Annotated in this window: 17 protein-coding genes; 3 read left to right on the top strand and 14 right to left on the bottom strand. The window is 58.7% G+C overall.

Annotated elements, in window-relative coordinates:
* From ACWGTI_RS30810 to ACWGTI_RS30750, 13 genes are all read right to left on the bottom strand, one after another.
* Positions 1 to 6490, bottom strand: a 6490-nt coding sequence (locus ACWGTI_RS30810; RefSeq protein ID WP_454590474.1) for a shikimate kinase, incomplete at its 3' end; no start/stop codon positions are given.
* Positions 6491 to 9582: 3092 nt separating this feature from the next.
* The gene (locus ACWGTI_RS30805; protein WP_454590473.1) at positions 9583 to 10038 is read right to left on the bottom strand and encodes a hypothetical protein; all 456 of its coding nucleotides are present in this window, start codon (positions 10036 to 10038) and stop codon (positions 9583 to 9585) included.
* A gap of 314 nt (positions 10039 to 10352) precedes the next feature.
* Positions 10353 to 11390, bottom strand: a complete 1038-nt coding sequence (locus tag ACWGTI_RS30800) for an EscU/YscU/HrcU family type III secretion system export apparatus switch protein (RefSeq protein WP_454578456.1) — start codon at positions 11388 to 11390, stop codon at positions 10353 to 10355.
* Positions 11387 to 12205, bottom strand: a complete 819-nt coding sequence (gene sctT / locus ACWGTI_RS30795) for a type III secretion system export apparatus subunit SctT (protein WP_454590472.1) — start codon at positions 12203 to 12205, stop codon at positions 11387 to 11389. Before sctT ends, ACWGTI_RS30800 begins: the two co-directional genes overlap by 4 nt.
* Positions 12202 to 12462 (bottom strand): EscS/YscS/HrcS family type III secretion system export apparatus protein, encoded by a 261-nt coding sequence (locus tag ACWGTI_RS30790; RefSeq protein ID WP_454590471.1) that lies wholly within the window; start codon positions 12460 to 12462, stop codon positions 12202 to 12204. Before ACWGTI_RS30790 ends, sctT begins: the two co-directional genes overlap by 4 nt.
* Positions 12463 to 12491: 29 nt before the next feature.
* Positions 12492 to 13157 (bottom strand): type III secretion system export apparatus subunit SctR, encoded by a 666-nt coding sequence (sctR, locus tag ACWGTI_RS30785; RefSeq protein ID WP_454590470.1) that lies wholly within the window; start codon positions 13155 to 13157, stop codon positions 12492 to 12494.
* Positions 13150 to 14211 (bottom strand): type III secretion system cytoplasmic ring protein SctQ, encoded by a 1062-nt coding sequence (sctQ, locus tag ACWGTI_RS30780; protein WP_454590475.1) that lies wholly within the window; start codon positions 14209 to 14211, stop codon positions 13150 to 13152. Before sctQ ends, sctR begins: the two co-directional genes overlap by 8 nt.
* A gap of 29 nt (positions 14212 to 14240) precedes the next feature.
* A complete protein-coding gene (locus ACWGTI_RS30775; RefSeq protein WP_454578459.1) occupies positions 14241 to 14792 on the bottom strand; it encodes a hypothetical protein in 552 nt (183 codons plus the stop codon).
* Positions 14768 to 16126, bottom strand: coding sequence for a type III secretion system ATPase SctN (sctN, locus tag ACWGTI_RS30770; protein WP_454578460.1), 1359 nt, complete (start codon positions 16124 to 16126; stop codon positions 14768 to 14770). Before sctN ends, ACWGTI_RS30775 begins: the two co-directional genes overlap by 25 nt.
* Positions 16123 to 16746 carry a type III secretion system stator protein SctL gene (gene sctL / locus ACWGTI_RS30765; protein ID WP_454590469.1) on the bottom strand — a complete coding sequence of 208 codons (624 nt, stop codon included), beginning with the start codon at positions 16744 to 16746 and terminating at the stop codon, positions 16123 to 16125. The genes sctN and sctL overlap by 4 nt, the downstream gene beginning before the upstream one ends.
* Positions 16743 to 17363: a nodulation protein NolU gene (locus tag ACWGTI_RS30760; protein ID WP_454590468.1), complete on the bottom strand. Its 621-nt coding sequence runs from the start codon at positions 17361 to 17363 to the stop codon at positions 16743 to 16745. The genes sctL and ACWGTI_RS30760 overlap by 4 nt, the downstream gene beginning before the upstream one ends.
* Positions 17364 to 17389: 26 nt before the next feature.
* A complete protein-coding gene (sctJ, locus tag ACWGTI_RS30755) occupies positions 17390 to 18259 on the bottom strand; it encodes a type III secretion system inner membrane ring lipoprotein SctJ (RefSeq protein ID WP_454590467.1) in 870 nt (289 codons plus the stop codon).
* 9 nt (positions 18260 to 18268) lie between these two features.
* Positions 18269 to 18745, bottom strand: coding sequence for a nodulation protein NolB (locus tag ACWGTI_RS30750; protein ID WP_454578464.1), 477 nt, complete (start codon positions 18743 to 18745; stop codon positions 18269 to 18271).
* Between the two features lie 181 nt (positions 18746 to 18926).
* On the opposite strand from ACWGTI_RS30750, the gene ACWGTI_RS30745 reads away from it, so the two are divergent.
* The 3 genes from ACWGTI_RS30745 (at position 18927) to ACWGTI_RS30735 (ending at position 22945) form a co-directional block, all read left to right on the top strand.
* The gene (locus ACWGTI_RS30745) at positions 18927 to 19619 is read left to right on the top strand and encodes a secretin N-terminal domain-containing protein (RefSeq protein WP_454578467.1); all 693 of its coding nucleotides are present in this window, start codon (positions 18927 to 18929) and stop codon (positions 19617 to 19619) included.
* Between the two features lie 123 nt (positions 19620 to 19742).
* Positions 19743 to 20744, top strand: coding sequence for a transposase (locus ACWGTI_RS30740; protein ID WP_454590466.1), 1002 nt, complete (start codon positions 19743 to 19745; stop codon positions 20742 to 20744).
* Positions 20745 to 21133: 389 nt separating this feature from the next.
* Positions 21134 to 22945 (top strand): HrpF/NolX family T3SS translocon protein, encoded by a 1812-nt coding sequence (locus ACWGTI_RS30735; protein ID WP_454590465.1) that lies wholly within the window; start codon positions 21134 to 21136, stop codon positions 22943 to 22945.
* Here ACWGTI_RS30735 and ACWGTI_RS30730 read toward each other — a convergent pair.
* Positions 22909 to 23127: hypothetical protein (locus ACWGTI_RS30730; RefSeq protein ID WP_454590464.1), on the bottom strand; the 219-nt coding region annotated here is incomplete at its 5' end. The two genes, ACWGTI_RS30735 and ACWGTI_RS30730, sit on opposite strands and share 37 nt — an antisense overlap.

Here is a 23127-nt window from a genome sequence, read left to right as displayed (position 1 = left end):
GCCACTCGGTGGCTCCCAGCACCGACCCCGCCGGGACCCTGGACGAGGCGACCCTCCCGACCTGAGCATCGGAGGAGCTGGTCGGAAACGCCGGCGCAGAACCGCGCGATGGGGCATCCGACGGGCTGCGGTCTGCATCGGCCGGGCACAGGTACGCGTGCAGCGCCTGCAAACATGGATCTGCGTTCTTTCGATCGTTTTTATGGAGTGGGACAAACCTGACATTCGCTTGTTGATAGAATGGACGGCGCTCGCTCATCAGCTGGGCGACTTTGCGATCCGGATCGGGGCCTTGCATCAGCGGGCGTTTGGCGTCGTTCCTCGTTCGAATTTGGATCACGTCCAGGTCGGTATCAAACCAGATCGAGACCCCTTTGTTGCCAATGAGGTGGCGAGTCTGCTCGTCCAATACCGCGCCGCCGCCGGTCGCGACCACCTTGGGCCCGGTCTCGAGGTATTGAGCGATCTCGCGCGCCTCGAGCCTCCTGAAATAATCTTCGCCGTGATCTTTGAAAATCTGAGATATCGATTTGCCGACTTTCTGCTCGATTTTTTTGTCGGTATCGACGAAGGCCAGCCCCAGCCGACGCGCGAGAGGCGGGCCGATGGTGGATTTGCCAGCGCCCGGCATGCCGACGAGCACGATCGGGCGATCGCCGAGGGCACCCACAATCTCCTTTGCCACCGGGGACTTGGCGATCTCCGGCTGTGTCGATCGTCCGACAGCTCGCAATCCAGGTGCCGGGGCGGTGCTACGGTTGCCATCGCCCCAGTGGGGTATGCTGAGCACGTTGTCGGGTCTGTCAACGGCCTTGCAGCGTTCTTTTACCTTCTGCTCAAGTTTCTCTACCTTCTCCCGGGAATCGGGGCCCTGCAGCCTCTGCAGCTCTTTATAAGCGTCGTGATTGTCAACTTTGGCGCTGTAGCTGGCTGGCGTATGGAATTCCACCAGGAAGCGATAGCCTCCCGCTGTGGCGAGCACAGTGCGGATGCCGAGATAATTCGGACGCTCGAATTTGAACCAGTTGGTCACCTCGATTTCGGTGTAGTCCTGCTCCTCGAAGGCCAGGATGGCTGCCTTGAAGGCACGTGTAAAATCTTTGTCGGGAATTTCGAAGACGTGGCGTACGGCGCTGCTGATCAGCTGTGGCGTGCTGCCGGATGATATGCTCGTGCCGGTGAGATCCTCTCTTATGGAGCGTTCCGATCTCAGCCGGCGCTCCAGGTGAGGCATTTTCACCTGGATCTCCATGTTCCTGAGGCTTGCGGCAATGCTGAGTGCCGCTGCGGTGATTTTCTCTTCTTCTTTCGCAGCGCGGGCAACCTCAATCTGGGCGCGCTCTGATGCCTGCTCGGGAGTCAGCGTGATCGTCTCGTCGCCATCCGCTGCGGGGGGCCGGAAGCGCGAGGGCTCAGGCAAAATGCGCTGCTCCACAGCGAGACTGATCGAGGTTTGCATGACTGAAGCCGTCAGGGTGGGGTTGTCCTCCAGGTCCTTCAAGGCTGCACCAACATCAAACGTTCCATGGTTGAGGGACGCTGCCAGGCCCTTGACGTAAGGCACTGACTTCAGGCCAGGCGTCGTATGCAGCAGCCTCTGAAGGTCCTGGCTCTTCCTCGAAAAGAGCCGAGCGCCAGTGTTGGATTTGTAGGCATCGGTGCCGACCTTGATGCCGAGGCTCAGGAGGTTGTTTGCGCTCTGCACGAGGTCGTCGGGATTGTAACCATCCGGGCGAGGATCGATCCGGGCAGGATAGTTGTCGATCAGAGCCCGGATGCGGTCTCGTGCCTGAGAAGTTGCCGGATAGGCCTCCGCCAGATCCGGCAAAAGCTCTGAGACTGCCGCGCTCAGGGTCGTGCTTTTTGCGTCGTTGGCGTTTTCTGTTTCGGGCTGGCCTTCCACATCAGGCCTCTTTGCCCATGCCTCAAGGTCGGCGGCGAGTAACTCGGCCATTTCGCGAGCAACGGGATGTTCGGCGACCTCGATCTCGTGCCTCGCTCTCGCAAACATGTTTTGGATATCCTGTCCACTCACCTCTTCCAGGCCCAACAACTGACCGATGTCTCGCCGGAGCACGTGGGAAATGCCCTCGTAGGTGCCAAAGATGGCACGCTCGGCAAACCAGCGTCGTGCTTCATGGGATTGAGCCAGGAAGTTTCGCTGTAGACCGCTATAGGTCTCCAGGACATCTTGCGTCGCGGCCAGGATCTGGCTGGCGCGACCAAACTGGTAGTTGTCACCGTCAAGGGCCGGTGTATGCGACTTTGGCGGCTTCAGCGACGGAAGTCCGAGAGCTTGCTCCTTTTCATCGAATTCGCGCACATGCTCATAAAGCTGCGGCCGGTCGCCGATTATGATGACGGTGTCGCCGTCGAAGTCACCATCAAGCTTTTTCTGTTCACCGGTGGGGACGGCAACCAACGAGCCGGGGGCAAACACCTCGGTGGCCTGCAGGATGCCCAGGCAGTCGAGCGGCGTGTCCTTCTTGACGCGGTCCTTCCCTGTCGTCCAGTGCGAATGCGACTTCACATCCTCGGCAGACATAACTAGCCCACGGTCGGCGTAGGCGGCCGGCCACATCTCATCGGGCACGACGATCAGAATGCCTTTGGCAAAGAAAGTCGGATCGTCGGCAGCGAGTTCTTCCCCTGACTTCTGGGCGACATTAAAGCTGTATTGGATAGCCACACACGTGTCCAGGAACGCTGCCGTCGGGTCCCCACGAACAGCTGACCTCACCAGGTCGGCAGCGAATGGGCGCAGGTTGGGCTTGTCGTACGGCGAGCGGCCGATCAGCACGCCGCTCATCCCCGTCAAAGTCTCGCTCTTGAGCGTCGGCACGTGGAGACACTCATCACCGGAAGGTACCGCGACTGCGCCAGGACCGTCGATATGTCCCCCAGTCACGGTTCGAAATAGCTCCTCGGCAGTCAGCCTTTGCTCCGGGCGCTTATCAAGCCAGTTTTTGGCTTTCGCCCGCACCTCATCCGCCACCGCCTTGCTGCGGGGATAATGTTGCAGCGCCGTGGCAGGCAGGGACGTTCTCCTTCCCTCACCAAAAGCAGGCACCCGATCAGGACCTTCCTGCCCGACGGCCCTGCGAACGGCTGTCATACGTTTGGCCAGCGAAGCCTTGATGAAACCGCATCCGTCATGCGGTCGCAATGCAATCGGGCCTTCCGGCCCAACCATCCTGAAGGGATGTTTCTCGCTAACAGAGCGGTCCGGCAGCAGCGTCAGTTTGAAGGCGCCTTCCAGCGCGTAGTCGTGAGGGCCCAGGCCCTTGACAGCCGGCGGCGCGGCAAAGCCCCGGCGCTGCGTATAGTAATATGCCTCTTTGAAAGGTGCCCAGGCGCGCGATAGCTTTTCAAAGGCGGTGCCTGGTGCGGTTTCGGCATAGGGAATCGCCAGCAGCTTCCCGCCGGAAGACTCTGCCTCTACTCGACCTGGAAGGCGGGCGGCGACCTGGGAAAGCGTCTTTTGCGGCGGCTTTAACTTGCTCCCGCCGAACAGATCCATACGGTATGGCACGCCCTCAACGGTCAACGTGCGCGCCAGCAGGAACGGGCTCGGCTTTCCTGGCAGCTGCACCGCGACCATCTTCACTGCCCCCGAGGTCAGGCGATGAAAGATCGAATAGCGCGTCTCGGGCTCCGTTGCCAGTTGCCGGCCCTGCATGTCGACCACCGGCAACCGCATCAGTCCCGCCTCGCCCTGCGGAGGTCTGGGCTCGTGGTCCATGGCCCGCAAAACCTGATGGACGTCGAAGACAGACGCTGGATGTTGCGCCTGGACCGTCGCGGTGTTCTGCGCCATAAACGTGTCCAGCGCATCGGTGGGACTCTCTGCCTCGATCTGGGCAATCAGGTTCCAGCTCATGTTGGAAAGATCGCTCTCGATCAGCTCGCGCGTGGTGTCCAGGATTTCCCTGGTCTTGGCCTCCAGATCGTCGCGCCTCGCCCGCAAATCGGACTTCTTGCCCTCGACATACGGCCGCCGCAGCAACCTCGCCAGGCTCGCACGGGTCTTGAGCACTTGATAAATCGACAGGGCCGGACAGCGGGTTGAGTTCGGCCCTCGACTCCGCTCAGCATCGCTTGCCTTGAGATGGGCCTCGATCTTGTGCTCCACAATCGGTTGGATATCGTTCAGCAAGTTCAGAGCCTGCCGCCGGTGCCAAAGCAGCTGCTTGCGCGGACTGCGAGCCAGCGGCAGCAGAGCGGCGCACAGATTGCCCATGGTTTCGAGATTATTCTCAAGCGCAAACCGAGGGACACTATGCAATTGCGCCAGCCGATTTAATCCAGCGGGTGCGAGCAAACTGAGATCGTCGTGCAATTGAGCCTTGGCCAACGCCTTCAAGATGCTCGTCACGCCCATCGCGTCGGCCGCCTCCAGGCGCTCGCTGGCATAATGAAGATAATGAGCGAGTTTGTGGAGCCGATCTTTCAGCAGAGCGGCCCCTGCAATCTCTCCCTCGTCCTCTCTCCTCATGAACCCCCGCGCCAAACTGTTGGCGATATTGGAAAGCCCGGGCGTCGTAAAATGACGGAATGGGCGACCCGCGGGGCCCAGTCTGCGCGCGATCTCCAAAACCGCCTGGCTGCACGCCTCGTCTTGCGGCCATTTGCCGAACCCGTTGATCAGATTTGCCAGGTCTTGCGGACTAAACCCGGAAAGCCGCTCGGCATCGCGAAGCACCGAGCCGGCGATCACAGCGGTAGCCTGACGCGTTTTCTCATCCTGCGACCACTTGCTGAAGCCGTTCACCAGGCACGCCAGGTGCTGCGATCCAAAATCAGGGAGCCGGTTAGCGCTGCGGATCACCTCATCAGCAATCACAGCAGTGGCCTGACGTGATTTCTCTTGCGGCCACTTGCTGAGGCCGTTCACCAGGTTGGCAAGTGCCTGCGGAGTGAACCCAACGAGCGGCTCGCTGGGGTTCTGGCGACCGACCACCTCCCCAGCGATGGCAACGATGGCTTCGCCGCAACCCTCTTCGTCAAGACACTTGCTCAAACCGTTGGTCAGGTTCGCCAGGTCCTGCCCATTTAGCTCCGACAGCCCGCCGTGGCGGTGAGGGATCTCCTGCGCGATCGCAACGATGCCGTCGCGACAATCCTCTGGACACTTGCTCAAGCCGTTCACCAGGTTCGCCAGATCCTGCCCGTTGAATAACGACAGCCCGCCGGCGCGGCGAGAGACCGCGCCGGCGAGCGCAACGAGAGCCCCTTGGCAGTCCTGAGGCCATTTGCTGAAACCGTTCGCCAGAATGGCAAGCCCTTGCGGCTCAAAGCTGTGGAGTTGCCCGGTGCGCCTAAGTACCTCACCGGCAATCGCAAACGTGGCTTGACGTGACTTTTCCCATTGTGGCCACCTAGTGAAGCCGTTCACCAGGCACGCCAGGTGCTGCGGATCAAACCTAGGCAGCTGGTCGGCGCAGCGAAGCACCTCGCCGGCAACCACGTCGGCGGCCTGACCCAAACTCTCCTCTTGCGGCCATTTGCTGAAGCCGTTCACCAGGTTCGCCAGGTGCTGCGGGTCAAAATCAGATAGCCAGACGTTGCGACGGCTGGCGCGTTGACAGACCTCACCGGCGATTGCAACGGCAGCGCGTGAGCACGCCGGCGCCAATTTGCTGAAGCCGTTCACCAGGTTTGCCAGGTGTTGCGGATCGAAACCAGAAAGCTCGACCTTGGAGCGGCCGGCGCGGTCATAGACTTCAGCGGCGATCGCAATCGTAGCGTCGCGGCAGTCCTCTGGCCACTTGCTGAACCCGTTCACCAGGTTCGCCAACGCCTGCGAATCAAAATCAGGCAGCTGGTCGGCCCACCCAGGGATCCGACGCGCGATCGCAAAGATGCCTCTGCGGCAGTCCTCCGGCCACTTGCTGAACCCGTTCACCAAGTTCTGCAATGCCTGCGGATGAAGCCCAGACAGGTCGGCATTTTCATGGAGGAGGCTCGAGACCTCATTGGCTATAACAACGGCAGCGCGTGAGCACTCCGGCGCCTGCAATTTGCTGAAGCCGTTCACCAAGGTTGCCAGATTCTGCGGATTGAAACTAGAAAGCCCGACCTTGGGGCGGCCGGCGCGGTGACAGACTTCAACGGCGATCGCAATCGTAGCGTCTCGGCAGTCCTCTGGCCACTTGCTGAACCCGTTCACCAGGTTCGCCAACGCCTGCGGATCAAAATCATAGAGTTCGGCCAGGCGCCAGCCAATCTCGTCGGCAACTGCTACTACGGCCTGATGAGAGTTCTCCTGTCCCGGCAACTTGCTTAAGCCGTTCACTAGCAGGCCCAGACCTTGGGCATTGAGCTCTGAAAGCGCTTCGCGTTGCTTAAGAAAAACGTTGGCGATTTGGATCATTCCATTGCGACATTCCTCCACTCGACGATGTCGACTGAACGCCAATACCAACAGCGAAAGCGTTTTGCTTTCGACATTATTCAGCGCCTTGCCGAGCCTCGATACCTGAGCTGCCATGGCCCTGCAAGCTTCCATGCCTGCCTGACCTCCAGGCTCCCGGCTCATCGCGTTGCATGAGGTGGCGTACCCCCAGGTATTATGGGCGCGGACATCTTGGGCCCACCTCGGAACAAATTGATGGGTGAACTGGGAAGCGGCCTTTTGTAGGAATGTTTCGTGATCCAGCTGGTCTTGCAGCCTCTTGTCGTGATCCACCACAGCGCACGAGAATTCAGTTATGCCGTGAGCGAAAGAAATGTCATGTAAAGCGTCATTAAGGGATACGTCGCTGAAGCTCTGTACAGCCACCTGATCGAAACGCCGCCTGCCCGGTCCTGCACTCGGTCTGGACTCGCCTTGCTCATGAGGTCGCAGCATGTCCGGTTGTGAGCTGCTCGGTTCTTGATCGGCGAGCCAGGACCTCTCATCAAAACGCAAAGAGCTTTCTTCCCTAGCTATCGCTTCGCCCTGCCGACCTTGGCCATGGCGCGGCCCACTGGCCGCACGTCGCGAAGGCGTGAGGCCTCGAGGGAGACCTTTGGAGGGACCGCCAGGTGCGCCGCCTAGGGCTTCGTCGGCACCTGGCCAAATGCGAGCGGAGGACATCTGTCTATCTTCAGGCCCAAAGTGCATCCGCCACACACCGGACTCGATCGGTTGGCCGCCATTCCAAGCGGAATGACTCGATTGTGGGAGCGAACTGCTCGATCCAGCATCCTCAATTCCGACAGGTTGTTCACAAGATGGGAGCGCGTCTGATTGCGATAGACTGGCTCTCTGGTCAGCGGGCCGGAGCCCAGCCTCGGAACTAACAGAGCTTTCTTCTCGAGCTGGCGTTCCACCAGCCGACATCGAGGGAAGACCGCGCCGGCCCCCAATCTCTGCACGCACAGCGGCTCCTCGTGTGGCAGCGTCCGGCGTTTGATGTGGACCAACGGAGGGAGCGGGAGGCCTGTTGCCTAGGGAGAGAACCTTGGCAGCTGTCGAGGGGTCGCCGTCGTCCGCAGCGACTTGCGGCGCCGCCCCCCCAGCCGCCGAACTACCAGCGCCAGCCGCAGGCTTGCGCTTGCCTTTCCCTTTCTTTCGCGTTGCGGCCGCTGCGGTCGTTTCGGGGACAGCCTTTCCAGTAGCGTCGGTCGCAATCGCAGCGTCTGCCGGCCGTTCGCTAATGGGTGGCATCTTCGGCTGCAGTTCCAAGAGGCGCGACACCTCTTCGGTAGTGGTCCGCGCGCCTTCCGCTATCTGGCCGAACAACTCCAATGGGAGGTCGGCAACTGTTCGGTCCTCGCTTAGCCCGGCACGGAAGTCGGACAACGCCGACGAGAAGTCCAAGAGCCTCTCCATGACTCCTTCCAGAACGGAACGGTCCCCCGGGGCAAGGGGGCGCCCTGCTTTGGCATGAAGAGCATCGCGCGTCTGGTGCAGTGCCGGCCAAACTTCGGTCCTGAGGGCTTGTAGCATACGCAACCGCCCATTCTCACCGATAAGCATTTCTCTCACGGCTGGCTCGAAACTGCTCGCCCGCGGCTCAATCATCAACAGCGCCAGATCGATCCGCGATTGCAGAACCATGAACTTCGAAAGCAGAACCGAGCCAGTCTGCAGGCGCAAATCGTCCTCTTCGGCTTGCTGAATCTCGACCTTTGTATTTGGTAGGTTCGCAGTGACGGCACAGCCTAATTGGAGGCGCTCCCCGCGCCATGTCTTCTGTTCCCAAAATTCAACGCAGGCCACATAGTGCCTTGCTACACTGGACACCGCTTGGCTCAGCCGGGCGGGGTCGGGGTTGGATCGGAGGATTAGGTCGAGCACGCCGCGGGCCTTTTTACGCGTCTCTAGCAATACCATGCCATCTGCGGCCAGTTCCATGCACTCGGATGCCGCATCATGCACCAGGTCGCGGGTTCGACGAGCCTGATCATTGGACAGAATGCCAGGCGCCCCTGGGGCCAGACTCGCGTGGTATTCCAGGACTGCTGAGCCCGCATCGAGGATCCGATCGAGGGCTTCTTGCTTCTCTCGCGGGGTGGTGCTTCGCGTGGCCACTAGGAAAGCATCAAGGCGGTGAGATTCAAATTCGTCGAGCAGGCCTTTCATACGTTGATCTGCTGTCTTGCTTTGTCCGTCTGTCAGATAAAGCACTGCCGCTCCCGAAGTTGGGGGCTGGTCAGCGACCGGGGCCGTGGCTTCATCGTCCGGGACGGCGGGAAGACGAAGCCGCCGCGTGGTGCCTGCTCGTTTCGACGCGGCTGCTCGTACAACGGCGTCCAGCACTCGCCGAGCGCCCACAAAAGGGCCGGACGACCTCTCGCCGTGGGCCTCGTCCTCACAGGTCCCCGAGCGTGTGCGGGAAGTCCTTGTGTCCTGAGGCCCAGAGTGCATACCCTCCAGCACCGAAACGAACGATTGGCTACCCGCTAAGGCAGAGCTTGATTGCGAGCGCGATCTGTTCGATCCCGGCCTGCCGCCGGCGCCAGCATTCACAATGCGCGAGTTTCCAGGTCGGCCAAATTCCGTCATATCCCATCTCCGATATAGCAAAAAATGCGGTGCACATCGTGTTTCGCGCTGATTTCGCTCAGTCGGCGGGACTTTGGCTGATATGTGCAATTGCCAAAGTGGCACACGGCAATCTCATCGCCAAACTCCCCACGATCCCACCTGAGCGGCCTTGGGCCACACGACGCCACATGAACTTTGTTCTGCCGGCGGCGCGGGTTGAATACTTCCATCATTAAACCGATGGCCTCACTCTACCCGACCACGATGACCACAACTGGCCCGCGGACGTCGAAGGGAGCGCGACGTGCAATCTGCAGGACTTTCCGGCGAATGCGCTGAAGAACATACGACTAATCAGACGCCCCGATGCGTTTATCGACATTGGTTGTGACAAGGCCGCAGTTCGCCGCGATGGAAACCTCACATCGTCAGAAGCGGCCCGCCATCGCGACTATCTCCACGAGTGTCCGATCACATAAAGTTATCCTCATACGAGTCTGAACTTGGTCCAAGCTCTCGCGCTCCTTAGTTTTGCAGAGATACCTGCGGGGGTTGGCCCGCTGCCCACTTTTCGGGATGCTGAGTTGGGGTCAAGGACCATGTCGCCATCATCCACTGCAACAAACCACATCATTGTTGCGCGGACTTGTGCTTCTGGATTCGCCGCACGCCAATTCTGCAACGGTCGATCGAAGTTGATGGTCCCACAGAATATCGCCTGCATTCTCGACGAGCGGATGAGTGACCTGAAGACCCACTATGGAGGCGATCTCAGCTCGACCCGGAATTTGTTCCCGCCACGTTTCGGATTCGAAGTCAGTCATGCTGAATCCGGCTTCTGCTCTCACCAGTCCGACGCCCTTGTTTCCTAATTGGCAGCTGAAATATTGCGCATGCTCCGAATCTCGACGCACGCCGTATTGACTAGCAACGTCCGCAGTGCGTCTGGCTCGTGCGGATAGGAATCGAATACTCTTGCGGATTGTCGGCGATGCGCGTGATTGCATCGCCATGAAATTGCCTCGCGCTCCTCCTGAACGCTGACCTCTGTCGATCTGCACCACAGCAGCCGCCGATAAGGGACCCCTGGGAATTCAATCCGGCTACGTGCGTTCGGACAAACGCGTTCGCGAACCCTTGGCCTCCTGCCGTTTGCCCGCTCCCATTACGCGTGTAGTGGATATCGGGCGAGCCGCCGGTTCGACCATACATGACGATTCGCTCCTATGTTGGCGGCAGGCTTAGACTATTTGGCTGACGAATAGCTGATGGAGGCGTTGTCACGGATGTACAAACGACATCCGAACTGCGTTGAGTGTACAACCCATGAATGAAATAAGGCTGCGGCGTATCGAGCCGGCCAAGGCCGTGGTCACATCTATACCAAGCCTGCCGCATAGAGCGCTTTCGCGACGGGTGCGAAATATTGCGAAGGAACGGCCTCGCCCAGCTTCGTTACGCTGATGAGCTGATGCGCAAGCACATCATCACGGAGGATGTGGACACGTAGGGCCCGTGCTTCAGTTAACATGTTTGAAGCCGCCTCGCCCTCGGCGCGGCAAACCAGGATCGGTATCCCGATCTCGCCCCGAATGTAACGCAGGCCGACGAGTACGGTCTTCCCTCTCACGAGCAATGTCGCCCGGTGCACCCCAAGCGGAGGCTCGTGGGCAGACTCCTCGCGTAGGCGACGTCGTTCGTTCTTCAACTCCGGCGTACCTTCCTGATCCTTGAACTCGCGCGTCACTTCGGTCCTGGTCATACGCATTTCGCGCAGAAACAACGCACGCTGCACCAAGAGATCGATTAGTCCGCCGAGCAGAAGTGCGGCGGCGCCGATTTCGCTCAGCAACTTCGCTTGCTCAAAGACGACGCCGATACAGCCCATGCCGCAGATCGGAAGATAGACCATCGTCTTCCACGTGCCGAGAAGGAAGAGGAGAAAGGTTGCGCTCAGGACCATTACTTTGAACAACGTCTTGCCAACCTCGACTGCAGAACGCGCAGACGTCATGCGTTTCAACCCTTGAAACGGATTAATTTTCTCGAAGTTGAGCTTCATCGACTCCAGCGAGAAGACAACTCCACCGTTGGCTATTAATCCAGCCAAAATCACCGCGGCGATGAGCGTTCCAAGCAGTGGACCAACAGTTTTCAGTGTGAGTTCGGTCAGCAGGACCAGTGCCTGCCGGACCGCTATATTGAAGGGCAGACCCTGCAGATTGTCTGCCAATAGTAGCGCTTCGTGGCATTTGTCTTGGATCACGCTGCCTCTTAGCCAGATGTAGCCGAGCCCAGCGCATGTGGCAACTGCGCGGACGAAATCGGAACTGTGCGCAATCTGCCCTTTTCTGCGCGCTTCGCTTAGCTTCTGCGGGCTGGCGGCGTGTGTCCTCTCTTCACTCGTCTCGCTCATTTCAGCAGCTTGGCCAGCCACTCAAGGGCGCCATTTGCTGGTTTGGTCTCCAGCCTCATCCCCTCGACCAGATAGGCAGTGTAGCCAATCATAATAATCGGGAAGCCGATATTCTTGATCATTGGAGACAGTTGGCTCGACTTGAATTGCGGCGCAAAGCGCCGCAGTATCATCATTGACATGTCAACCAGCATCAGGAAGGACACTACAGGCCCGGAGACCAACAAGGTCATGAGCATGATGTGGTCGAGGAGTCCCAACAGCTCCATTGCTCCTTGTGCGGTCAATGTGGGGAGAAACCGATACACGGGCCAGATCTGGAAGCTGCCATAAAGGGCGCTGACCACAGCCTCCAAGCCTCCCGAAGCGACGAAGATTGTTATTGCCGTGATCCCAAGAAAAATCCCCATAGCGGAAGCCTGACTGTTGGTCGCGGGGTCGGACGAAGCGGACGGGCTGGTGATACCGCGTTGGTTGTCGATAAACTCACCGGCCGCCTGAAGGCTCCATAATGGGATGCCCAGAAAAGTGCCGAGTAGCAAGCCGACAAAAACCTCCTTCAATCCGAACAGAGTTGCCTGGATCAGACGTGTCTCGGGATCCAGCGCCTCCAACCCGTCACTAACGAGTGACAAGCATGGGAGTCCGAAGGCGACAGCAAGGGAGCCGCGGATCAGCCCGCCGATCTGAGCCCTTGTAAACACAGGAAGCACTACCATAATCCCTATGGCTCGGGCCGCGCCAAGGCCGGCTGCGGCGAGGAGTTCGATAGCCGCATGGATCAGGTTCTGAATCTCCGCCGCCGACGCATTCATGGGGGAGACTGGTAGCTGGGAGTCATTGCGGGAAACTCCGTGAAGATCTGCTCGGCCAGCCCTATGAGCGGGGCGCTCAGCACAGGGGCAAACAGGCCAATCACCGCCACAACAACCAGAAGCTTAACGGTGAGCGGCAAGCTTTCATCTTGGATTTGCGTTGCCGCCTGGATGATCCCAATGACGAGCCCAACAATCACCGATCCAATGAGCGGTGGCAGAACCCAGATCATGAAAACCATCAACGACTGGCTCATAAGAGTGACGATGCTGGCTTCAGTAATAATCAACCTCCCGGTGTGGCGTAACTCAACACAAGTCCATGCATCAATCTCGACCAGCCATCAATAGCGATAAACAGAAAGAGCTTGAAAGGCACAGATATCACTGTAGGAGATACCATCGACATGCCCATCGCCATCAAGATTGTTGTCACAATAAGATCGATTACGATAAACGGAAGATAGAGAAGAAACCCTATTTCAAATGCGCGCTTGAGTTCTGAAATTAGAAACGATGGCACGAGAATGGCGAAATCATCAGGTGTTGTTCTGGAGCGCATTTCCTCTGGCCAGAGTTTTTCTGTCGACGATAAGAAAAAACGGCGCTGCTCCTCATTTGTAAATTTCTTGAGATAATTTTGTACTGGCTCGCGCCCCTCTTTGGCGGCGCTTACCCAGTCGCCCAACGTTTGGTAGCGGAGCTTCGGGTCGCTCATCCGATCGTAGGTCTGTTCAATAACAGGTGCGCTAATGAAAATGGTGAGGATGAGCGCAGCGGCGTACAGCACTATGTTCGGTGGTATCGTCTGGGTCCCAAGCGCATTGCGGACGAGGAACAGAACAACCGACACCTTTATAAACGCCGTGGTTGTGACGACTGCTAAAACCAGCAGGCCGAGTCCTGCTGTAACCGCAAGAAGTGACAGAAATGGCGGCTGAATCTCACTCACTGCATGCCAACCTGCTACGGAGTCTGATTCCCAGCTCTTCTCCGATCCGCACGATGTCGCCACGCCCGATACGCCGACCGTTGGCCAGAATGTCTACCGGACCATCAATCGAACGGCCAAGTTCGAAAACATGCCCTTCGCCCGCGCTCCTTAAATCCCCTAGAGACATAGGCCAGCGGCCGCATTCAAAGACAAGCTCGATTTCGACATCGTCGAGATCGGCTTCCGATTGTTCTTGCTGGGATTCAGGCTGTGTCGTCATATGCACATTCTCCAAGGGGCTTGATCGCGGGCGGAAGGGCCCCCGCAGGATGAGGTCGTCGCCTTCAATATCTGCCCCGGCCCATAACCGACCCATGGACAGCATGATCTGGCCGCGACCAAACGGGGATATGTCTGGCAACAGAGCATCACCGACACATGCTTTGCGAAGAAGCGCTGCCGGAACGCAAAGCGTGCCGATTACTCCTGCAACTATGGCCGGCAGCTCCGGGGAGAGCTCACGCGGCTGTCGCGGCAACTGGCTAAGCAGGGCGCCTAACGCGCGGAAGACAGACGGCACTAACCCATCAAGAGGAGAGAACAGGAGCAGACAGCCCCTGCCACTGACTGAGCCGAAGACGATATCAAGTTCTAGACAAGGAGCCAGTGTCACGGCTTCGCGCACGTCCACAAGCTGCACGTTCAACTGCATCTGATCCTCCAGTCGAGCCACAAGCGGCTCGAGTGCAAGTTCGAGAATGAGCGAAGCAGTTGGCTCGGAAGGTAAAGCAAGGCCGCTCTGCACTGACGAGACGAGCGCCTCTACAAGCCGTCGTGACAGTGACAAGACGATCGTTTCAGTTCCCACGCGCCAAACACAGTCAAGCATCGGAATGACGGAAGGTTTCTGCTGCCAAACAAGCCCTTGTATCCGCACCGATAGCGGCTCGTCGCTGATCCGGCTCTGAAACGGCCGACGGGAAGAGGCTATATCATTGAGCCACGAGACGACCTCGTGCGACAGTGTTAGCACCGGTTCGAAGATAGCGGGTCTGACCGAAGCGTTCACCAAAGCGGCTCCAAGCTGCACGATCGCATCATTCAGGGAACCTTGGGCTTATCGGATCCGGTCGCGCGACAACAGGGTGAGCAAAACCTTCCAGACCGAAGCGATATCTCATCGTCGGCCTCTATCTCGCCTGCGGCCTCCGCATGACTATCGACGGCGCGTCGGACGTCGTCCTCAATTTGTTTCCATTTATGCCTTGCGGTCGAACGTTTGGCCCACACGTCCCTCATCTCACACGCCGCTGCCTCGGCCTTTTCTTGCGCAATATGCGCATCATCGAGCATCTGACATCTGGAAGTGACCTCAGCCGAAAGCCGTTCCATGCGAAGGTGGTGATGGTCGAGGGCGGCGCTGGACAAGGTGTCCAGCGACATCAGCTCTTGGTAGAGCCCCGCTTCGGCTCGCGCGCACTGTTGCCGTGCGATTGCAAGTCCTTGGGAGGCATTCTGAACGGCTAAGGTGGCCAAATGGCGTTGGGCCTCCTTCTTGGAAAGCTCACTAAGGGCACGACGCTCTTGCATATCCTTCAGAAGCCGTAACCTCGAAACGTGAACGCGATTCACGCGGTCAGACGCGACATCCATGCAACCGTTTCCTCAAAATCCGATGCCTCGCCTTCGCTCTGGCGCAAAAATTCCCTCAGGTCGCCAATCGAGGCGACAGCCCGGTCAGTCAGCGGATCGCCGCCTTGCTTGTATTCGCCGACGTTGATCAAGAACTCGGACTCGGCATAGCGCGAGAGCAGATCACGGAAGAAGGATGCTGCCTTGCGATGTGTCCCGGAAACGACCGCTTCCATTACGCGGCTGCGACTCTGAAGCACATCGATAGCGGGGAAATGCGATCGCGCCGCGATCGCGCGTGAGAGGACGACATGGCCGTCAAGAATGCCGCGCGATTCCTCAGCGATTGGATCGCCTGTGCCATCACCTTCGACAAGCACGGTATAAAACGCCGTGATTGAGCCGTGCTCACCCATGCCGGCACGCTCTAGCAGGCCTGGCAGCATGGCAAAGACGGAAGGAGGAAAACCCCGCCGGGTCGGTGGCTCACCCGCAGCAAGGCCTATCTCGCGCATGGCACGGCAGAAGCGCGTCAGGGAGTCCAACATGAGCGCTACGCGTAGCCCTTGTTCGCGAAAGTATTCCGCCAGCGCGGTTGCCATAGGAGCACATTGCGCCCGCTCCACGGCCGAACGGTCGGAGGTTTCAACGACAACGACCGTACGGCGGAGGCCTTCCTCGCCAAGATGCCGCTCGATGAACTCGCGAACTTCACGTCCACGCTCGCCTATGAGCGCGACTATGAACACGTCGGCGACGGCACCTTTTACGATCTGCGACAATAACGTCGATTTGCCACAACCAGGCTCGCCATAAATCCCGATCCGCTGACCCTCACCGCATGTGAGCAGACCATCAAGGGCACGAACCCCGAGCGGGAATGGCTGCTCAACGATGCGTCTTTTCATTGGATTGGGCGCCTTGCCGTGCAGCGGACGAGTTTCGCCAGTCTTGACTTCGCCTTTGCCGTCGAGCGGGCGGCAACGGCTGTCAATCACACGGCCAAGCAAATCGGGGCCGACTGACACTTCACGCATTCGTCCGGTGGACACGACCTCTGCGCGGCTGGACAGGCCCACCAAGTCACCGATCGGCGTGAGCAACACCCCATTATCCAACAAGCCGATCACCTCGGCTTCGAGCAACAGGCCAGTTCGCGTATCCTGCAGCAGACAAAGTTCCCCAATCCGAGCATCTGGCAAGACGGCATGGACAAGTGTGCCGACGGCGCGCGTGATTCGGCCCCGCACGACACGCGTGTCGATTCGCTTTGCTGTAGACCTCAACGACGAGATCGCCGGATCGGGAGCCCGGCTACCACCCAGATTGGTATGCTGTGGTACGGGTGTGATCACAGTTCGCCTTCTTCAGGATGGGACCGAAAGCCGAGGCGTAGCGCGCGCATCTGTGCATCAAGTCCAAGGTCGACATTGCCATACTCGCTCCAAAGCACGCACTGGTGCGGAGACAACGTCGGATCCGGATCGACCCGAACCCTCGGCCGCCCCTCCCGTCCGTCGCATCCAGCAAACGCGCGCGCGAGCATGTCGACTTGCGTTGGATGCACATGAAGGCAAACTTCCGCGCCGTTATATTTGCGTTCAATTGCGTGACGCACAGCCTTCAGCAACAGCTCGCCCGGATCGAAGGCGCCTAGCAGATCGCTTAGAATCTCTATCACCAGCTGTGGCAATTCCTGCTCCAGAACCGCCTTTCGTCGCCCCACTTCGGAAACTGCCCGCGCAATCAGCCGCGCCATTTCCTCGGCGCCTGCGTTCAAGCCGTCGGTATGGCCGCGCGCCCGCTCACGCTGATAAGCGGAGCGTGCCCAGCTGCGAACCCGCTGCTGATGCCGTTCTGCTGCGTCACGCGCCTTCGCGGCGCAGTGCCAGAGCTCGAGCTCACTCGCCGGTATCAGTGGTCCCAATGGGAGCATCTGCGGCGCGACGGGAGCTTCGGAAACATCTGCTGTCATATCGCCAGGTTCTCCGTCTCAAGATGGGCTAGGACAAGCCAGAGCAGCTGGCCCGAGGCCTTACTGTGTTCGGGCGCGGGATTCTCGGCGGCGGTCCCCACAGGCAACCGTAGAAGCACGCGGGTACGCTCAAGCGCTGTACTGTCGTTGAGCCAAGCACCAAGGCAGGCATGTCCATCGTGGTCGATTTGCTGCGCTAGTTTTTCCGGATCAGCGATCGAACTGTTTGCGATCGCTTGCGCCAGATGTCGGATGCCGAACGCATGGGCGTCAGCGCCAATATGATCAACAAGCGAAGTGAGGTGAGACTTTGAAACAAGCTTCAGCAGCGAACGGGCATGCCAGACACTACCGGCAAGGAGAGCAACGCGACGCGGATCACGTCCGCCCAGAAGATCCGGCTCCCAGCCGCTTCCGTTCGAATGCATTTCATTGTCAAGCAGCAGTTCTGCCAGTCTTGGCTGCAGCCTGGGACGCTTCTGCAACCGCACCAACGTCGTAACAGACAATGCCGGATCAAGACATGTGGCAAGACGGGTCGGATGGGCCAAAGCGGCAAGATCACTCAGGCACGCGGAACGCAATCGGAAGGACTGATCGCGTCCGGTAGTCGGCATTGGCATTGGCATTGGCATTGGCAATATTAGCTACGCAATAGCGCCGATGAACTTTTTGCGAATGGGCGCGACATCGGAAACACCGAGCGGCCCTCGAGTTTGGAAAGTGCGCCCGATGATTGTCTGCGCCGTGTCCTTAAAATACTGGCTAAGAAATAGCAGGCCGCTGCGAATACAGCGGCCGCAACACCCATCACGATTGCCAGAAGTGGCGCCGGAACGGACCCAGATGCTTGGGCCGAAACGGTCGCCGGAACGGATCGTTGCTCATGTGCGGACGGTTCCACCGGTACCAAAACCACTTCGACTTTATCGTAGGACAGGCCTTCGATGCTGTCGGCGACGAGCATCTTTATCTTCGGCAGCAGAATTGAGAGATTTGCTTTAGCGTCATGCCGGATAAAAACTGCCGCGGAGGATGGCGTACCGCCTGATCGCAACAGGTCGTTATTCGGCAGGACGACATGGACACGTACTGAGAAGACGCCATCAATATCGTTGATGGTCCGCGACAACTCTTCGCTCAGAGCATACACGTAACGAGCACGCTCCTCGGTCGGTGAGGCAATCAGGCCTGATCCACTGAAAATTTCGCCGAGGTTCTTGAAAGACTGGCGAGGCAGCCCCTTGGCATTCAGGAGGTCGATTGACAACGCAAGCAGCTTTTCGTCGACCTGGAGGGTGCTGGTCCCATCTTTGGCGGCAACTCGGACCGCATCAACTCCGCTGTTCATCAGAACCGCGAGCATCTCATTCGCCTCACGCTCCTGCAATTGCGTGTACAGGTCCACCTTGCAACCACTCAGAGCGAACAGAAGCGGCAGCACGACGAGATGCAGCGATCGCCGACCGAAGGGGCGGGTATGCATGATTTTGTCATGAGCCAAGCCAATCATGCGCGGCGTTCATCCTTGTTTTATTAACGTATTCACAGACGAGGTGAAGCCGCTGACACCTTTGGAAACTAGAGAAACTTGCGTGACGCCGTCGTAGAGATCCCGTAGACCAGCAATCATCGAGCCGAAATCAAGTCCTGTCTGCGCTCCCGCTGCCCCACCTTCGACAGGGAGCTTCTGCGCCTGTCCAGGTAGAGCGCCCTTCTCAAGGCCTGCCTCATGGTCCCGCGCGGCAGAAGTAATGGAAGAAATCATCTGGAACACGCGGTCGCCCCGGGGGCTTGCCTGCGCAGTCGTGCGCTGAACATCCAAATGCGGAGGAACCGGCATCATCCTTGCCGGCCCCGACGCGGTGTTGTTCTTCGTAGAGGCGGCCGCCTGCGCAAGTGCGCGCTCGAACTGGGCCCGCTCGCCCAATGACGGTGAAGCGACCGTAGGAAGCAAGCCGGTCGGACTGGCAGAGATCAACGTGACAGGCACCATCATGCAAAGACTCGATTGGTTTCTCTTTTGCGTCGAATGAGTCCAGCCGGTTATCACCCGCTGTTGGGTCAATCTTAGAGAGGCGAGATGACGACAAGCTGACGAGGGCGCGTTAACCATCTAAAGAGTCGCCTTGGTGACTTTGTGCTTGTGATAGTTTCAGCATTTGGTTTATCAGGACATGATGCCAAGAGCGCTGATCCTGCCCATTCTGCACAACCTGAAGAGACTTCTCTGTGTCGGGTTTTTTTTCTCCACTGGAATCCACTCAACTCTCGCCGTCCCGCTGTCGCTTCCCTCGGCACCTTATAGGTATACGGTTCTGGATCAGGATCTCTCTGCCGCGTTGCTGGAATTCGGAAACAACCTGAAAATCAGTGTCAATATAAGCGCCGAGGTGAAAGGGCGGATTCGCGGGCGTATGCCGGATTTGCCGCCGCGCGAGTTCCTCGACCGCTTAGCCGAGCTATACGATCTCCAGTGGTACTTTGATGGGCTTGTGCTCTATGTGTCTGCTGCGAAGGAAGCACAGAGCCGGATGCTTGCGTTGGCCCCGATTCGCTTCGATGCGTTTAAGGCAGCTCTCGATGAGCTTGACATCTCCGATGACCGCTATGTCGTAAGGCCCGCGCCGGGGAATGGCCTCGTCTTGGTTTCCGGTCCACCTCGCTTCACCGCGCTCGTGGAGCAGACGTTCAACGGCCTCATGGCGGAGGCGCAGGCGCAGCCTCACGCGGCGGCGCCGACGAAGCAATCCGTGCTGATATTGTTTCGGGGTTCCTCCACCATGGTCGTGCGCGATGGACGACCGGAAGCCTCTTATGTTTCCGACGTGCCGGCACAGGATGGCGGAAAGCCTGAGCCGAGTCAGAAATGACTGGGTACCCCGCCAGCGTCTGGAAAAGTATTACCGGCGGCCGCCTCCTGGACAGTTCGTAATACCTAGCGTTTGGAACCGGTTTTTGATTCACTCGACGCGTGATTTGCGCGGAGGCAGTGGATGCGGGGACAGGCTGGTTTCTGGGACATTGACGAGCGATATGTCCGACTGAGCGAGGCCGGCGATCCGCTGGAGAAGCTGAATGCGGTGGTGCCGTGGGAGGTTTTCCGCAAGCCGCTCGGCAAGGCGCTGAGAGTCCTCTCTGATTGGGGTCGTTTTGGTCAAGATGCTCCTGCACTTTTTTCTGGACCGTTCCGTGGGTCACTCGCTTCTCTTCGCGGTCGGCGCTTGGGCCGCCGCATGATAGGGTCAGGAGAGCGAGGCGTCTCAATCTGTTTCACGACCTTGCCGCGCTTGGGCCGGCAGGTTCGGAACTCTCAACGAGATCGTCTCGCCCATCGTCCCCAGGGAACGATCCGGGCATCGCCCTTTCGGGCGAAGGCTCTGTTCGCCCGTTTCGACAAGCACCTCGGCAAGGCCGGCTACCTGCCGATGGGCGGGCAGATCGTCGATGCCACCATCGTGGCGCCCAAGCAGCGCAACACGCTGGACGGTGAAGTTCTCGAAAGCCAAGGTCGCCGAAGAGGGAAAGGCGCAGCAACGCGACATCGCCATTCCCGCCTTCGGCTACAAAGAACCATGCCTCGACCGATCGCCGGCACGGCTTCATCCGCGGCTGGAACGTCACGAGCGCGGCGGCCTATGACGGCGCAGCTTCGCAATGTCCTTAACCGCGCCAACACCGGTTCGACTGTCTGGGCCGACACGGCCTATCGCTCGAAAAAGAACGAGGAGTGGCTGGAGAAGAACGGTTACGTCTCTGACATCCACCAGAAGAAACCGAAGGGTCGACCGATGAGCGAGGCGACGTCGGGGGCCAATGGGCGGAGATCGAAAACCCGCGCATTCGTCGAACACGTCTTCGCGCAGCAGAAATCCAGGATGGGCTTGGTCGTGCGCACCACCGGCATCGCCCGCGCCAGGACGAAGATCGGCATGGCCAACCTTGCCTACAATCTCACCCGCTTCGTCTGGCACGAGGGGCGAACTGCGTCCGCATAACGGCGAGTGCGGCGAAAACCGCCGACGCAACGCCGAAATCAATCAGCCATCCACCCAGGCAAGGGGCAAAAACCTTATCATAGTGTCAGATTCGGCCAACCGCGCCCGTTTGTCCGCCTTGCTGTCCAAAAACTGCGGTAAATCGATCTGTCCTCCTGAATGAATTCTTTTTTGAGTTCGTCAGGTTCTCGAAAGCAGAACCGGTCATGACGAGATTCAGGATCCAACAATCGCCGGCCGGACCTTGAAGCCAATAACGAGCGCAGCAAGTTACGGTGCAGCCATGGGTGGGGCAGAATTGGCCTGCCGACGTTCATAATTGTCAACGTCCATGAATACATTTGGAGTCGCCCCTGTGGCGGATGCAACTTCACGTCTGAGGAGACACAATGCCAATCAATAACGCCAGCAACGTTTTCTCGCAGTCCGCACAGGCTTGGTCGGGGCCGATATCCGCGTTCGACAAGACTCAGCAAAACGTATCCCCCTTTGATGCGATGCTGCCCATTTACCTGCTCGAAGATAGGACCGGTCCCTTAGGGCTCCGGGACCCGCTGCCGCAGAATCTCGCATCGACGATGGAAGCATTGTCCCGGCAGTCTTCGGAATCGCTGTCGGATGTCGGGTCGTCGTTGGAGGAATTGGCCCGGCACCCATTGGACCTGCTGCCGCCAAATATGAGGGCAGCAATTGAATCGATGGATCAGGACCCGCAGCCATCTGCGATCGCCAACCCTTCGGTTGCCCCGGTGCCCATAAAAAGCGAGAGAATCACGTGGAACGGCGGCTCGCTGACCCCAGCCGAGTTGCAGATCGTAGCAGTGCTGAACCGCCACAAGGAACAATGCCCGCTTAGTTGGGAATCGTTGGCGGGCAAAGCCGACGATACCTCTACGCCACCGGATTTGAAAGCGGCGATCGAGAGATTGCAGCAGGATCCAGAGCTGTTTTATGCGATCGGCTCGCAGGGCGATGGTCGCTGCGGCGGCAAGATCACGGCGAAGGATTTGTCCGGATTCTCCGGCCATCACTCACAAGTTGCCGCATTTCAGGACAAGGAGGCCCAAAGCTACGGGCAGAACTACATTCCATCCGACAGCACTGGAAATCCGCAGCCGTCGGTCATGACCCGGAGCGATGCATTACGCGAGCTTTACCGGTATTCCGAAAACCTTCCCAAGAACCTGAGTGTGGCTGATTTCAAGCAGATCGTCGAAGGCGAAGCGAAAACCGGCAAATGTCCGCCTCAGGTTATAGCGGCGGCACAGTACTTCGTCAGTCGCCCGAATGAATGGAAGCAGTTGTACGGTGGTGCGATCGACAAGGTCCACAAAGAGGACTTTCTTCAAGTCGCTTCTTCCTCGATGGGCCTCACGCGCACCGAGCTGGAAACAATTGAAACGATCAAGAGCAATCAGGACACCTTCTTTGGAAGCGGTGATCTGACTCGTGACAAGCTCGCGAGTATGGCAAAAGACAAGAGCCTCAATCCCATCGTACAGAATGCAGCCTCTCAACTGCTCTCAGATCCTCTATTATTCAGCCTGCTAAACAATTCGATTACGGGCTATAAGACCCACAATAAGTTCTTCGACTTCGGCGGCGGACACACAGTCGATTCCGGTGACGTCAGCAAAAAAGACTTTGCTCACTTCTACGACACCATGTCGTCTGCGAACCGCACCGTTCAGCAGTCAAAGACCCACGCCCCCAAAACCGCAGCGGAACAGGACGCCGCCTCGGACATGATGATGGGCCGGACGGACCAGCCTGACACCAAGTCACCGAAGAAAAACGGTGGGGCCTTCATCCACGCCGTCGGCGACGTACTCAAGGTGGTCTCGCCAGTGCTTGATTGGGCCGCGACGGCAGTGGGTTTATTGAGCTTCGTTCCAGGCCTGGGCCAAGTGGCCGATGCCGTTTCAATGGCGCTTTCGTGCGAGGCGCAGGCGGCAAATCTTCTCCGCACAGCCATTACCGGAGGCAATATGAAACAGGCGCTGCAAGAAGCTGGCATCAGTATCGGAGCGCAAGCGCTTAGCCTTGTCGCGGGGCCCGAGGTCAAGCTGGCAATTCGCAACGGGCTCGTCAAGAAAGCGATGGAAGAGGCCGCCACGGCTGGGGTCAATCTGCCGATTTCCATGGCGCAAACCTATGCAGAAGGCTATTTGAACAACCTGCAAGCACGTCTTGCGGCCTGAACCGGCTGTCCCTGTGCGTCGGCAAGATTGTCTATGGTAACGAATCCATCCAGTTTCCGGATCGGAACGAGGAACTGCTCGATCAAGGAGGAACGGACGCCGTACGCAGGGGAATCGGGTGAGTTAATTTTCACGAGATGAGGCTGACGAGAAAGTCCTCGTTCCATCCGGCCTTCAATCGT

The sequence above is a fragment of the Mesorhizobium sp. ArgA1 genome, assembly GCF_053714375.1.
Note: the sequence above shows the minus strand (reverse complement) of the source record. Positions and strands in the feature narration are given on the sequence as shown.